Annotated in this window: 8 protein-coding genes and 2 tRNA genes; 9 read left to right on the forward strand and 1 reads right to left on the reverse strand. The window is 51.8% G+C overall.

Annotated elements, in window-relative coordinates; genetic code table 11:
- Positions 1–91: 91 nt before the first annotated feature.
- From FD09_RS05180 to rpoC, 8 genes are all read left to right on the forward strand, one after another.
- Positions 92–163 (forward strand) — tRNA-Gly (locus FD09_RS05180).
- A gap of 8 nt (positions 164–171) precedes the next feature.
- Positions 172–245, forward strand: a tRNA-Pro gene (locus tag FD09_RS05185).
- Between the two features lie 407 nt (positions 246–652).
- Entirely contained in the window at positions 653–3,154 is a 2,502-nt protein-coding gene (locus FD09_RS05190) for an ATP-dependent Clp protease ATP-binding subunit (RefSeq protein ID WP_057819055.1), read from the forward strand.
- 129 nt (positions 3,155–3,283) lie between these two features.
- Positions 3,284–4,207 (forward strand): peptidase U32 family protein, encoded by a 924-nt coding sequence (locus tag FD09_RS05195; RefSeq protein ID WP_057819595.1) that lies wholly within the window; start codon positions 3,284–3,286, stop codon positions 4,205–4,207.
- Positions 4,208–5,482 carry a peptidase U32 family protein gene (locus FD09_RS05200; RefSeq protein ID WP_057819057.1) on the forward strand — a complete coding sequence of 425 codons (1,275 nt, stop codon included), beginning with the start codon at positions 4,208–4,210 and terminating at the stop codon, positions 5,480–5,482.
- A 2-nt stretch (positions 5,483–5,484) separates the two neighbouring features.
- Positions 5,485–5,925, forward strand: a complete 441-nt coding sequence (locus FD09_RS05205; RefSeq protein WP_057819059.1) for a GNAT family N-acetyltransferase — start codon at positions 5,485–5,487, stop codon at positions 5,923–5,925.
- 253 nt (positions 5,926–6,178) lie between these two features.
- Positions 6,179–9,811 (forward strand): DNA-directed RNA polymerase subunit beta, encoded by a 3,633-nt coding sequence (gene rpoB / locus FD09_RS05210; protein ID WP_057819061.1) that lies wholly within the window; start codon positions 6,179–6,181, stop codon positions 9,809–9,811.
- 27 nt (positions 9,812–9,838) lie between these two features.
- Positions 9,839–13,555 (forward strand): DNA-directed RNA polymerase subunit beta', encoded by a 3,717-nt coding sequence (gene rpoC / locus FD09_RS05215; RefSeq protein WP_083487563.1) that lies wholly within the window; start codon positions 9,839–9,841, stop codon positions 13,553–13,555.
- Positions 13,556–13,862: 307 nt separating this feature from the next.
- Here the strand turns inward: rpoC and FD09_RS15875 are convergent, their stop codons facing one another.
- Complete coding sequence (locus FD09_RS15875) at positions 13,863–14,540, reverse strand: prepilin peptidase (protein WP_083487565.1); 678 nt, start codon at positions 14,538–14,540, stop codon at positions 13,863–13,865.
- A 108-nt stretch (positions 14,541–14,648) separates the two neighbouring features.
- Here FD09_RS15875 and FD09_RS05225 point away from each other — a divergent pair, with 108 nt between their 5' ends.
- Positions 14,649–15,425, forward strand: a complete 777-nt coding sequence (locus FD09_RS05225) for a MurR/RpiR family transcriptional regulator (RefSeq protein WP_057819066.1) — start codon at positions 14,649–14,651, stop codon at positions 15,423–15,425.
- The last annotated feature ends 75 nt before the right edge of the window (positions 15,426–15,500 follow it).

Below are 15,500 nucleotides of genomic sequence, written 5' to 3' on the forward strand. Positions count from 1 at the left end.
GCTCAGCTTGGTAGAGCACTACGTTAGGGTCGTAGGGGTCGCAGGTTCGAATCCTGTCTTCCCGATCCGGACAATTAATTTAATAGAGTATGCGGAAGTAGTTCAGTGGTAGAACATCACCTTGCCATGGTGGGGGTCGCGAGTTCGAATCTCGTCTTCCGCTTTTTTTACCGGGAAATAGCTCAGCTTGGTAGAGCACTACGTTCGGGACGTAGGGGTCGCAGGTTCAAATCCTGTTTTCCCGATCACTAAGAAATAGGAATCAGATCGATTGTCACCCGACATCGGTCTGTTTTTGTATGTATTGGCAAAATTCTTGATGAGAATCAATCGGAATACTCGACAGCGCCCAGTTCCTTGTTTAGACTAGAGATGGTACGTAAGATTCGATTGGTTTGTCTGATCATTGATGCTTTTCCATGAGAAAGTTGTTTTCTTGGACAAGCATCAATGACTGGGGTAAAATACACGTCGAATCAAGTCACAGTTGATGACGATGTGCGGGGGTTGCATTTTACAGCAGTTTCGGTATAATATTCCCCACATCATAAAATGATGGTTACATTGCAAACTTCTAATCGTTTCCTAGTCAACCAGGCCCAATTGCCTTTGACCAGAAACGCTTTGCGACTACGAAAGGAGCGAAAGCCCTTTGGATAACTTATTTACGAACAGCTCCCGTAACGTGTTGGCATTAGCCCAACAGCAAGCGCGCTACTTCCATCACCATGCCGTCGGGACAGAGCACTTGTTGCTCGCGTTGGTCCTGGAAACGGATGGGGTGGCCGGCAAGACTCTGCGGCAACTGACGATTTCGCCAGATGACGTGAAAGAAGAGATCGAGCGCTTCACTGGTTTCGGAGCGACTTCTGCTTCTGACCAACCCGATGAAACAAGTTATTTACCCTATTCACCGAAGGCTAAACAGATCCTGTCCTATGCCGGTGATGAAGCCAAGCGCTTAGGTGCCAGCAAGATCGGTACAGAGCACATGTTATTGGGTATTTTACACGAAGACGATATTTTGGCAGCCCGAATCTTGACTAACCTGGGATTAAGTCTTTCTAAGACCCGCCAAGTATTATTGAAGAAGATGGGTGTTCGGGACACTGGCAAGCAGCGGCCCATGGATCGGCGCGGGGCCAGTGGCAGTGCGCCGCAAGGCACCCCGACATTGGATGGGTTGGCTCGTGATTTGACCCAATTAGCCCGGGAAAACGGGATGGATCCAGTGGTCGGTCGTGAAAAAGAAGTCCGGCGGGTGATTCAAATCCTTTCTCGGCGGACAAAGAACAACCCGGTCTTGGTCGGTGAGCCAGGGGTTGGTAAAACCGCCATTGCGGAAGGCCTGGCCCAACGCATCATTGAGGGCAAAGTACCGGAAGACATGACCAACAAGCGGCTGATGATGTTGGACATGGGTTCCCTGGTCGCTGGTACGAAATACCGGGGCGAGTTTGAAGATCGGTTAAAGAAAGTGATTGATGAAATCTATCGTGACGGTAATGTGATTCTCTTCATTGATGAATTGCATACCTTGATTGGGGCCGGTGGTGCAGAAGGCGCCATTGACGCCAGCAACATCTTGAAGCCAGCTTTGGCTCGGGGTGAGCTGCAACTGATCGGGGCCACCACGCTGGATGAATATCAAAAGTATATTGAGAAGGATTCCGCGTTGGAACGGCGGTTTGCGACCGTGCAAATCGATGAGCCGACTCCAGAGGAAACCGAACAGATCCTGAAGGGTTTGCGGCCCCGCTATGAGCAGCATCACGGTATTTCAATCAGTGATGAAGCTTTGCACGAAGCTGTGGTCCTCTCTGATCGCTACATTACGAACCGCTTCCTGCCTGATAAAGCGATTGATTTGATGGATGAATCGGCCGCTAAGGTACGCTTGGATTCTGCTGACAAGAAGTCCCCGGAAGACAAATTGCAGGATCAGATCCGAGATTTGATCAGTAAGAAAGAAGCAGCGATTGAGAATCAAGATTTCGAAACTGCGGCCAACTACCGTGAGCAAGAAATGGGTTTGAAGTCGAAGCTGGAAGTCACCGCAGCCCAAGATGATACTTCAGGTCTTCGTACGGATATCAAAGTGACCGGCGAAGATGTTGCCCAAGTGGTTTCCGAATGGACGGGCGTACCGTTGACTCAGTTGCAAAAGAGCGAGAGTGAACGTCTGGTCAATCTGGAGAGTGTGCTGCATAAACGGGTGGTTGGTCAAGATGAGGCCGTCTCAGCGGTTTCTCGGGCCATTCGCCGGGCCCGCAGCGGCTTGAAGGATCCGAATCGGCCGATTGGTTCGTTCATGTTCCTGGGTCCCACCGGGGTTGGGAAGACTGAATTAGCCAAGGCCCTGGCCGAAGCAATGTTTGGTTCCGAGGACAACCTGATTCGGGTCGATATGTCTGAGTACCAGGAACAATACACCACTTCTCGGTTGATTGGTTCACCGCCAGGTTACGTCGGGTACGACGAAGGCGGTCAGTTAACGGAGAAAGTCCGCAACAAGCCGTATTCTGTGGTCCTCTTTGATGAAGTCGAAAAAGCCCATCCCGATGTCTTCAATATTCTATTGCAGGTATTGGATGACGGCTACTTGACCGATTCCAAGGGTCGCCGGGTCGATTTCCGCAACACAATCTTGATTATGACTTCTAACTTGGGAGCCACCGCTGTCCGTGACGATAAAGCGGTCGGCTTCGGTGTCCAAGATAAGGGCCAGAGTTACGATTCAATGCGTGAAAAGGTGATGGCGGCACTGAAGCAATTCTTCCGGCCAGAGTTCATTAACCGGATCGATGAGGTCGTGGTTTTCCATGCATTAGACAAGGAACAACTGCGGGAAATCGTGAAGATTATGGCCAAGCAAGTATTGCAACGGCTGGCTGAACAGGACGTGCAAGTGAAGATGACGACTGCAGCGCTGGATGTGGTGGCCGCGAAGGGCTTTGACCCTGATTATGGGGCCCGCCCGATCCGTCGCGCACTGCAGCGGCAAGTGGAAGATGCGGTGAGTGAAATGATTCTGAACGGTGATATCAAGGCCGGTGATCACATTACCATCGGTGCTCGCAAAGGCAAGATCACTGTAAACGTCAAGCACCCGCACACCAAGTCCACACCACCCAAGGAAACCGTTAAAGCTTAATAATTGAAAGAAGCGGAGCAGTAAAGCGGATAATACGCGCTTGCTGCTCCGCTTTTTGGATACTCTGGTCTGACGCGACCATGCCTGCTACAATAAGAACATTGCAACAGAAACGAGAGGATGGCATACGTGGCAGAGATAATTGCGACCGTAGAATCAATGGAACAAGCCGAGATGGTAATGAAAGCTGGGGCAGATTGGATATACGCCGGCGAAGACGAATTTGGGCTGCGCCTGCCCCATAGTTTTGACCGGGATGAATTAACCGATCTAATACAGGCTGTTCATGCCCAGGGAAAGAAAATTGTCGTGGCCGTCAACGCCATTTTCCACAATGACCGTATCGTGAAAGTCGCGGACTACTTACAGTTTTTGACAGATCTGCAGGTGGACATGGTCAGTATCGGCGATCCTGGCGCCATTCACTTGCTGCAGCAGAATCATTTTCCATTGCCATACTTATATGATGGGGCCGACTTGGTGACCAGTGCTCGGCAGATCAATTTTTGGGCCAATCACGGTGCCGTGGCGGCTCAAGTGGCAGCAGAAGTGCCCTATGGTGAATTAAAATCGCTGCAGCAGCACGTCCAGGTGCCGATTAGTTACTTAGTCTATGGCGCCAGTGCGATCCACCAATCCGGCCGGCCGTTACTGGATAATTACTTCTCCTTTGTGCAAAAGCACCAAGAACGCACCGACCGTCAGCGGGGGCTGTTCATTTCTGCGCCGCATAAACCGGACACCCACTATTCCATCTATGAGGACCGCAATGGGACCCACGTTTTTGCCACCAATGATGTGAATCTGATGCCGGAATTGACGAAAGTCCATGAGCTGGGCATTCAGTACTGGAAGATGGACGGGCTGTTTGTCCACGGCCAGCAATTTGCCCAGATTGTTGCTGCCTTCGCCCATGCCCGGGATGCGCTGGCCAAGGGCACCTGGACTGCCGAGCTGGCGGCGGATGGTCAAAGAATCGTCACTGACAATACCCCGGTGAATCGAGAAACAGATACGGGCTTCTTCGATATTGATCCAGAAAGTGTGAAATAAATGGAACGAACATTGAAACGACCAGAAGTACTGGCCCCAGCCGGTACATTAGAAAAATTGAAAGTGGCCATTGATTATGGGGCGGATGCCGTGTATATCGGCGGCGATGCCTATGGTTTGCGGACCCGGGCCGGCAACTTCTCCTTTGATCAGATGAAGACCGGGGTCGAATATGCCCATGCCCGCCATGCCAAGGTTTATGTGGCGGCGAATATTGTGGCTCACGAACAGGATCTGCCTGGGGCCGAAGACTTTTTCAGGAATGTCCAGGCGCAAGGCGTGGATGCCGTGATCGTGTCTGATCCGGCGCTGATCGAGACCTGTATTCTGTCCGCTCCTGGTTTACCCGTGCATTTGTCCACTCAGGCATCTTCTTGTAATTGGGAGACCCTGAACTTCTGGCAGGATGAAGGGCTGGAACGGGTGGTTTTGGCCCGGGAGGTCGGGATTGAGGAAATTCGCGAAATGCGGAAGCACACCGACATCCAAATCGAGGCTTTTATCCATGGGGCGATGTGTATCGGCTATTCCGGCCGGTGTGTGCTGTCTAACCACATGGGACTGCGAGATGCCAATCGGGGCGGCTGTGCGCAAAACTGTCGCTGGAAGTACGATCTCTTCGATCTGCCCCAATTGGGGGATAAGCAGTCCCTGTTGGGGACCGACGACAACGGCAAGCCCGAAGCGTTCTCCATGAGTGCGGTGGACATGGCCATGATCGAACACATTCCTGATCTAATTGACGCTGGTGTCGACAGTTTGAAAATTGAGGGTCGAATGAAGACTGTGCATTATGTGTCCACGGTGGCTAATGTCTATTCCGCCGCAGTGGATGCTTATATGCGCGATCCGGAACACTACCAGACTGATCCGGCCTGGGTGGATGAATTGTGGAAAGTCGCTCAGCGCGGCATGTCCACTGGCTTCTATTACGACACCCCCGATGAACAGGATGAACTGTTGGGTGAGCAGCGCAAGCGGCCCAGTTACGCCTTTATCGGCGAAGTAGAGCACTACGATGCCGCCACGCAGACCGTGACGGTGCAGCAACGGAACAACTTCGGTGTGGGTGACCACATTGAATTCTACGGACCAGGGTTTACCCATTACGCCATGACGGTCGAAGATTTGCATGACGAAGACGGTGAGGCCATTGACCGTGCGCCCCATGCGATGCAGATCGTCACATTCCATTGCCCGCACCGCGTGGCTCCTGGTGACTTTCTGCGCGGATTGAAGGTGCGGCGTCACACCCGTACTCATGTGCAGGCGTAGTCATGGTGCAGATTCAAGTTCTACACCGCCTGACACCGGCCGAACTCAAACGGCTGGGACAAATCTGGTTAGCCGGTAACCAGGAAGCGCATGGTTTTATTCCCACCGAGTATTGGGAAAAGAACCAGGCGGCGTTATTGGCGGCACTCCCGGATGCCGAAGTGACCGTGGCCCTGGATGCGGCTGGCCAAATCATCGGGTTTGCCGGGATGCAGGGCGACTTTCTGGCGGGCATCTTTGTGGCGCGTCAGGCCCGACAGCAAGGCGTCGGCACGCAGCTCATGCATCATTTGCAACAGCACCACCACCGCATCACGCTGCAGGTGTATGTCAAAAATCAGGCGGCGGCTCGATTCTACACAGCGCTCGGCTTCACGACGCTGGCCCAGGGTACCGATGCAGACACTGGGGAAGCAGAAGCCACCATGCAGTGGCATCAGTGAAACCCACGGGGTTGACTTTTCATTTCCACGTGGTAAACTACTAAAAGTATATGTCTATGAGTCGGAAAAAGCAGGTTGCGATCTATTGTCCGTAACGTGCAAATAGGTGGTCAAAAACAGCACGTACGTTTTCGTACACAGAGCGGTTTTTGACCTTTCTTTTGCCCAAAATTCGGAAAAAGACGCATTCTTAATAAAATCTTAACATTTTGTCGCTGCCGACTCCGGTCAACACTTATGAGGGGTGAATCATTTGTCAGGTCATTTAGTGAAATATGGTAAACACCGCACCCGCAGAAGTTATGCACGGATCAAAGAAGTGCTGGATCTGCCGAACCTGATCGAAATTCAAACGAATTCGTATCAATGGTTCTTGGACGAAGGCTTGAAGGATATGTTCGATGACATTATGCCCATCGACGACTTCCAAGGCAAACTATCTTTGGAATATCAAGGATACAAGCTGCTGGAGCCTAAGTACACGGTAGAAGAAGCACGCGCACATGATTCGAACTACTCTGCACCGCTGCACGTCACTTTACGGCTCACCAACCATGACACTGGGGAAATCAAATCCCAGGATGTCTTCTTTGGTGACTTCCCGTTAATGACTGATCAGGGGACGTTTATCATCAACGGGGCAGAACGAGTTATCGTTTCCCAGTTGGTTCGTTCTCCCGGTGTTTATTTCAATTCACAAGTCGATAAGAACTCCCGGACAACTTGGGGCACCACGGTGATCCCCAACCGGGGCGCTTGGTTGGAATATGAAACAGACGCCAAAGATATTTCTTACGTCCGGATCGACCGGACCCGTAAGCTGCCCATCACCGTATTGTTACGGGCGTTGGGTTATGGTTCTGACTCCGACATCATCGACATCCTGGGCGATTCTGAATCCTTGATGCTGACGCTGGAAAAAGATATCCATAAAAACACAGAAGACACCCGGGTTGACGAAGCCTTGAAGGATGTTTATGAACGGTTACGGCCAGGCGAACCGAAGACGGTTGATAGTTCTCGCTCCTTGCTGTATGCGCGGTTCTTTGATCCCAAGCGCTACGATACTGCGCCCGTGGGTCGGTATAAATTTAATAAGAAGCTGAACCTGAAGACGCGCTTGTTGGACCAAACATTGGCGGAAACACTGGCTGATCCGGATACCGGTGAAGTCATTGCCAATAAAGGCGACGTCGTGGATCGGCACGTGATGCAAAAGTTAGCACCGTACTTGGATCGTGACGACTTCAAGACCGTCACTTACACCCCGGCAGAAGATGCCGTGGTGCCTGATCCCATGACGCTGCAAATCATCAAGGTGTATTCCAAGGCTGATCCAGAACGGGAAGTTAACATGATCGGTAACGGTCACATTGATCCCAAGGTGAAGCATGTGACACCGGCTGATGTCTTCGCTTCCGTCAATTACTTCTTGAATTTGCAAGAAGGCATTGGCTCCACCGATGATATCGACCACTTGGGCAACCGGCGGATTCGTTCTGTGGGTGAATTACTCCAGAACCAATTCCGGATCGGTTTAGCCCGGATGGAGCGGGTCGTCCGGGAACGGATGTCAATTCAAGACGCCAATACCGTGACGCCGCAACAATTGATCAACATTCGGCCAGTGGTGGCCTCCATCAAGGAATTCTTCGGTTCTTCGCAGTTGTCCCAGTTCATGGACCAGAACAACCCGTTAGCCGAATTAACCCACAAGCGCCGTCTTTCTGCCCTTGGACCGGGTGGTTTAACCCGGGACCGGGCCGGTTATGAAGTGCGGGATGTACACTATACCCATTACGGCCGGATGTGTCCGATTGAAACTCCTGAAGGCCCCAACATTGGCTTGATCAACAACTTAGCCACCTATGCCCGGGTCAACAAGTACGGCTTCATTGAAAGCCCGTATCGCCGGGTATCTTGGGAAACCCATAAGGTTACCGATAAGATCGATTATTTAACTGCCGACGAAGAAGATAACTATATCGTGGCGCAGGCCAACTCGGTACTGAACGATGATGGTTCTTTCCGGGATGACACTGTCCTGGCGCGGCATAAAGATGAAAACTTGGAAATCAATCCTAAGAACGTCGACTACATGGACGTTTCTCCTAAGCAGGTTGTCTCTGTCGCTTCCGCATGTATTCCTTTCTTGGAAAACGACGACTCCAACCGGGCCTTGATGGGTGCCAACATGCAGCGGCAGGCTGTTCCTTTGATCAATCCCCACGCACCGTTGATCGGTACTGGGATGGAATATGTGGCAGCCCATGACTCTGGGACCGCGATGCTGGCGCAGCATCCTGGGACCGTTGAATATGTGGACGCCAAGGAAATCCGCGTTCGTCGGGATGACGGTGCCTTGGACAAGTACAAGCTGACCAAGTTCCGCCGGTCTAACGCGGGTAAGAGTTACAACCAACGACCGATCGTACGTAAAGGCGACAAGGTCGACAATAATGAAATCATTGCTGATGGGCCAGCTATGGAGAACGGCGAGTTAGCCTTAGGGCAAAATCCGCTGATCGCCTTCATGACTTGGAACATGTACAACTATGAAGATGCGGTTATTCTGAGTGAACGACTGGTCAAGGATGATGTCTACACTTCCATTCATATTGAAGAATATGAATCTGAAGCGCGGGACACCAAGCTTGGACCGGAAGAAATCACCCGGGAAATTCCGAACGTCGGTGAAGATGCCTTGAAGGACCTCGATGAATTCGGGATCGTCCGGATCGGTGCTGAAGTGCGGGATGGCGACATTCTAGTTGGTAAGGTCACACCTAAGGGAATGACCGAACTGTCTGCGGAAGATCGTTTGCTGCACGCTATCTTTGGGGAAAAGGCGCGGGAAGTCCGCGATACTTCTCTGCGGGTACCTCATGGCGGCGGCGGTATTATCCAAGACGTGAAGATCTTCACCCGGGAGGCCGGCGATGAGCTGTCCCCTGGTGTCAATATGCTGGTCCGGGTATACATTGCTCAGAAGCGGAAGATTCAAGTCGGCGATAAGATGTCTGGTCGACACGGGAATAAGGGGACTGTTTCCATCGTGGTTCCTGAAGAAGATATGCCGTACTTGCCAGATGGCACGCCGGTTGATATTCTCCTGAACCCCATGGGTGTTCCTTCCCGGATGAACATTGGTCAGGTATTGGAATTGCACTTGGGTATGGCCGCCCGCAATTTGGGTATTCATATTGCCACACCAGTCTTCGATGGGGCCCAGGATCAAGATCTTTGGGATACTGTCAAAGAAGCTGGGATGGCCGAAGATGCCAAGTCATTGTTGTATGATGGCCGCACGGGCGAACCTTTCGATAGCCGCATTTCTGTTGGGGTAATGTATTACCTCAAACTGGCCCACATGGTCGACGATAAGATCCATGCCCGTTCCATTGGACCGTACTCCTTAGTGACGCAACAACCCCTTGGTGGTAAAGCGCAGTTTGGTGGTCAGCGGTTTGGTGAAATGGAAGTTTGGGCGCTGGAAGCATACGGCGCTGCTTACACCCTGCAAGAAATCCTGACATACAAGTCCGATGACGTGGTAGGCCGGGTCAAGACCTATGAAGCCATCGTGAAGGGCGAACCGATTCCCAAGCCTGGCGTACCGGAATCGTTCCGGGTGCTGGTCAAGGAATTGCAAGCACTGGGCTTGGATATGAAGGTCCTGGATTCCCACAAGAATGAAATCGAATTGCGGGATATGGACGATGACGACGATGACGTACTGAATGTGGACGCGTTGTCGAAATACGCTGCGGAACAAGAGGCCAAGAAGGCTCAAGAAGAAGCAACGAAAGCCACGACAGCAGCCACGAATAGTGACAGTGCTCCGGCTAAAGCCAAGAGTACCGACACCAAGACAGACGGTCAGTAGGACGCGCAATAAACAGGAGGTCACGCATTGATAGACGTCAATAAGTTTGAAAGTATGCAAATTGGCCTCGCTTCACCAGATAAGATCCGTTCTTGGTCTTATGGTGAAGTGAAGAAGCCAGAAACCATCAACTATCGGACACTCAAGCCGGAACGCGATGGCTTGTTCGACGAGCGTATTTTCGGCCCCACCAAGGACTGGGAATGTGCCTGCGGCAAGTACAAGCGGATTCGGTATAAGGGAATTGTCTGCGATCGTTGTGGGGTCGAAGTGACCCGGTCTAAAGTACGGCGGGAACGGATGGGCCATATTGAATTGGCTGCACCGGTTTCTCATATCTGGTACTTCAAGGGCATCCCTTCTCGGATGGGCTTAGTGTTGGATATGTCCCCGCGGGCATTAGAAGAAATCATTTACTTCGCGTCTTACGTCGTCATCGATCCTGGCGACTCTGATATGGAGAAGAAGCAGTTGTTAACTGAACGGGAATACCGTGAAAAGCGGGAACAGTTCGGTGACAACTTCAATGCCAAGATGGGTGCCGAAGCGGTCAAAGAATTACTGCAAGACGTTGAGTTAGAGAAAGAAGTCGCAGAACTCAAGGAAGAATTGAAGTCTGCGTCTGGGCAAAAGCGGACCCGCGCGATTCGTCGGTTGGACATTCTGGATGCCTTCCTGGAATCCGGTAATAAGCCGGAATGGATGGTCATGGATGTGATTCCCGTGATCCCGCCTGATCTGCGGCCGATGGTTCAATTGGAAGGCGGCCGGTTTGCCACTTCTGATCTGAACGATTTATACCGGCGGGTCATCAACCGTAACAACCGGTTGAAGCGTCTGCTGGATTTGCACGCCCCGAACATCATCGTGCAAAATGAAAAACGGATGCTGCAAGAAGCCGTCGATGCGTTGATCGATAACGGTCGTCGTGGTCGTCCGGTGACTGGTCCGGGTAACCGTCCGCTCAAGTCCTTATCCCATATGCTGAAAGGTAAGCAAGGCCGGTTCCGGCAGAACTTACTGGGTAAACGGGTGGACTACTCTGGTCGTTCCGTTATCGATGTCGGCCCGACATTGAAGTTCTATCAATGTGGGGTACCGCGGGAAATGGCGTTGGAATTATTCAAGCCATATGTGATGCGGGAACTCGTGAAGCGCAGTTTGGCTTCAAACATCAAGAATGCCAAACGCCAAATCGAGCGCCAAGACGATGATGTCTGGGATGTATTGGAAGACGTCATTAAAGAACGGCCCGTCCTGTTGAACCGGGCACCAACATTGCACCGGTTAGGGATTCAAGCCTTCGAACCAGTCTTGGTCGATGGTAAGTCCATTCGGTTGCACCCATTGGCTTGTGAAGCTTACAACGCCGATTTCGACGGGGACCAGATGGCGATCCACGTACCGCTGTCTGATGAAGCCCAGGCTGAAGCCCGGATGTTAATGATGGCAGCCCACCATATCTTGGCCCCTAAGGATGGTAAGCCCATCGTGACACCGTCTCAGGACGTTGTGTTGGGGAACTATTACCTGACCTTGGAAGACAAGGGCCGTCGTGGCGAAGGTATGATCTTTAAGGATACGAATGAAGCCGTTTTGGCTTATCGTACCGGTAAAGTGCATTACCACAGTCGGGTTGGTTTAGCTGTTGATGGTTTAACCCAGAAGCCCTTCACTGATGAACAACGGCACCAGATTTTGGTCACCAGTATTGGTAAGATCCTCTTCAACGAGATTTTGCCAGAAGACTTCCCGTATCTGAACGAACCCACTGCGGATAACTTGACCAATGGCGTTCCGGATAAGTATTTCCTGAAACCTGGTCAAGACATTCATGATTACTTGGCCAATGCTTCACTCATCCCGCCTTTCAAGAAAGGCTATTTGAGCGATATCATTGCCCAGGTCTTCAAGATCTACAAGGTACAACGGACCAGTGAATTGCTGGATGACATGAAGACGCTGGGTTACACGATCTCCACATTGTCTGGGATTACCGTGGGGATTGCTGATGTACCGGACTTGCCTGATAAGCAGAATATTGTGGATGACGCCCATAAGAAGGTCGCCACAGTATCCAAGCAGTTCCGTCGTGGTTTAATTACCGATGACGAACGGCATAACCGGATTATCAGCATTTGGAACGAAGCGAAAGATACCATTCAACAACGGTTGATTGATAGTTTCGATCCGGCCAACCCAATCTCCATGATGAGTGATTCTGGTGCCCGGGGTAACATTTCTAACTTCACCCAGTTAGCCGGGATGCGGGGTCTGATGGCTGCGCCAAACGGCGGGATGATGGAAGTGCCCGTTACCTCGAACTTCCGTGAAGGTTTATCCGTCATGGAAATGTTCATGTCCACCCATGGTGCCCGTAAAGGGATGACCGATACGGCGCTGAAGACTGCCAACTCTGGGTACTTAACCCGACGGTTGGTCGATGTGGCCCAGGATGTCATTGTCCGGGAAGAGGACTGTGGTACTGACCGTGGCGTGAAGGTATCCGCGATTCGTGAAGGTAACGAAATGATCGAACCGCTCCACGATCGAATTTTTGGTCGGTTCACGATGAAGGCGGTCAAGGATCCAAAGACAGGCGAGACCATCGCCCCGAAGAACACACTGATCGACGAAGACTTGGCTGAAAAGATCGTCAATGCCGGCGTTGAGAGTGTCACGATCCGTTCCGTCTTCACCTGCAACACGCAGCATGGTGTTTGCCGTCGCTGCTATGGTCGTAACTTGGCCACTGGTGAAGAAGTCGAAGTCGGCGAAGCAGTTGGTACTGTCGCTGCTCAGTCCATCGGCGAACCAGGGACTCAGTTGACCATGCGTAACTTCCATACCGGTGGTGTAGCCGGTGGTGAAGATATTACCCAAGGGCTTCCTCGTGTGCAAGAAATTGTGGAAGCGCGGAATCCTAAAGGTCTGTCTGTGATTACCGAAGTGACTGGTGAGATCAGTGCGATTGATGAGAACCCGGCTGAACATACCCGGGAAATCACCGTCGAAGGTAAGACCGATACGCGGACTTACAGCGTGCCTTATGCGTCCAGTGTCACTGTCAAGGAAGGCGACCATGTCCACCGTGGCGACAAGTTGACAGTCGGCTCAATTGACCCGAAGGAACTGATTAAAGTCCGTGATGCCCTGACCACTGAGAACTACCTGCTGGATGAAGTCCAGAAGGTATATCGGATGCAGGGTGTGGATATCAGTGATAAGCATATCGAAGTAATGATTCGGCAGATGTTGCAAAAGGTACGGGTCATGGATCCGGGCGATACCGACATCCTGCCAGGAACCTTGCTCGATATTGCGGACTTCAGCGAACAGAACCATCAGACCTTGATCAAGGGTGGAATTCCTGCCACTGGTCGGCCGGTTCTGTTGGGGATCACGAAGGCTGCACTGGAAACCAACAGTTTCCTGTCTGCCGCTTCCTTCCAGGAAACGACTCGGGTATTGACGGATGCGTCAATCCGCGGCAAGAACGATCCGTTGATTGGTTTGAAGGAAAACGTCATTATCGGGAAGATCATTCCGGCTGGTACCGGGATGGCGAAGTACCGGGAGATGGAGCCTTTGACTGTCGGCGCGAAGCCGGATAATGTGTATTCGATCTCCGATATTGAGGCGCAGATGAAGCGTCAAGCAGAGGAGAAGGGTACGGCTGCTGATAGTAATGCGACGGATGATGACCCAGTTCCGACGAAGGATGACGGTCCGAGTTCGAAGTAACAGGTTGAATTAGGTACAAATGGAGCGCGTCTCGCGAGTAAAATTGCGGGGCGCGCTTTTTTGGTGCGCGATTGCCGTGCCAATGCTGCGCAAGCTACGGTGGCAGGGGGCTGGAACGCTGTGACGGCGCTTTGAGCCCGCTGAGGGGCGCGGTCTCAAAGTCGCCTAACTGCATATAAACTTGCCCAGGACCGGGGCAAGTTTATTGCAGTTTCCACAGCTGAGCCCCCTGCCACCTTCGCTTGCTCCGCATTGGCACTAGATTGAGCGTGACCGCGGAACCTCCCATTGCAAAAAAAACGGTCGGTCACCAGTGGTAGGCGGTGATGACGACTAGTGCTGCGATGTAGAGGATGGGGAGAAAAGGGATGGGCTTTTTTTGGTGGTGGGTGAGGAAGGTGATGAGGAGACCGAGGGTGCTGGCGGTGAGGAGCCAGTGGAGGATGGGGTAAGGACCGAATATCAGCGTGGCGAGGGTGATGAGTTCGAGGTCGCCCGCGCCCATTTTTTGCCAAAAGACTGGGAAGATAAGAATCGCAGCGGCAGCAAAAGCGGCCCACCAGTGGAGCGGATGCTGTGTGGCCACTGCAATCAGTAGACAAAGAATTGTCCCAAGCCAAAACCAGCGGTCGTCGAAAGCATAGTGGTAGAGGTCGCTGGCGGCGAGGAAGCTTAATAAGAATAGGAAGAGCAAAAGGACTGGGGATTGCCAGAGGGCGGCCGTCATGATGAGCCCGCCGCTTGCGGCACCACAGAGTTCACCGAGCCAAAAACGTGGATCGATGGCGGCGGCACAATGGCGGCAACGGCCGCGAAGCAGCAAATAACTAAGTACCGGAATATTGTCATAAAAGTGTATTAAGCGCTTACAACTGCTACAATAAGAACGGTGTGGCTGCGAGACGGTTTGGGTCGTGCGCCAGGCGCGACAGAGTAAGAATGAACCCCAGCATGCGCCAGTCAGGGTTCCCCAAAGAATTAACATGATGATCACCTCACTCACTACGTACGCCAACCACACTATTGTTTGCGCACGGGTTTCCGCGTATTCTTAAGTTTGAGAATGTGCGCTAGGAAAGGAATGGATGGGAGTATGTTTGCATACGATAAGCTACAAGACCTCAATGGCCTAGAGACAGATGTGTACGCCTACATAATGAAAAATCGCGACAAGGTGGAGAAAATGACGATTCGTGAGCTGGCTAAAGAAGCCCATGTATCGACCACGACGATTTTGCGGTTTGCCACAAAAATGGGATATGAAGGATTCGCGGAATTGCGCTTTGCTCTGAAGCAAGATCGATTGAATCAAGAACAGCAGGGACATCCAGATTCCTTTGACATCACGGTACCGTTGGCCGATTTTTTTCATAAGGTGAATACCACTGACTTTGAGGATCTATTGGACAAGGCCGTGGATTGGATCGCCGATGCGGATATGATTTTGACCTTTGGCATCGGCACCAGCGGCTTTTTAGCTGAGTATGGTGCCCGCTTCATTTCTAATATGGGAAAATTAGTCCTGCCGATCATTGATCCATTCCAACCGATGCCCACGGATAAGAAGTTATTCGCCAATATCGTGGTGTTAGTGTTGTCCGTGTCCGGTGAGTCCCGGGAAGTGCTGGATATGGTTGGGAAGCTTCAGCGGACAGATGCCAAAGTCATTGCAGTAACCAATCACACCAATTCGACTTTAGCCCATCTTTCGGACCTGACGATTGCGTACTATATGCCGGAAGTGACCAATGGCACGCTGAACATGACGACCCAAGTCCCTGTGGTTTATCTGTTGGAGCTGATGGGACATCGCCTAGATCAGCGGGTCAATGGCCACCAGCAAGATACCCAAGAGAAGCCAGAAGCGTAACACGTCTTCTGGTTTGTGACATGTGCCGAAATCTTCGCCCCCGTTTTTTACCTGGTAATTGCCTGTACTTAGGGT

Source organism: Schleiferilactobacillus perolens DSM 12744 (genome assembly GCF_001435585.1).
Classification (GTDB): Bacteria; Bacillota; Bacilli; order Lactobacillales; family Lactobacillaceae; genus Schleiferilactobacillus; species Schleiferilactobacillus perolens.

Excerpts from the sequence above, each read along its gene's own strand:
- FD09_RS05200 (WP_057819057.1), top strand. The coding sequence starts at position 4,208 with ATGGAACGAACATTGAAACGACCAGAAGTACTGGCCCCAGCCGGTACA.
- FD09_RS05205 (WP_057819059.1), top strand. The coding sequence starts at position 5,485 with ATGGTGCAGATTCAAGTTCTACACCGCCTGACACCGGCCGAACTCAAA.
- FD09_RS15875 (WP_083487565.1), bottom strand. The coding sequence starts at position 14,540 with ATGTTAATTCTTTGGGGAACCCTGACTGGCGCATGCTGGGGTTCATTC.
- FD09_RS05225 (WP_057819066.1), top strand. The coding sequence starts at position 14,649 with ATGTTTGCATACGATAAGCTACAAGACCTCAATGGCCTAGAGACAGAT.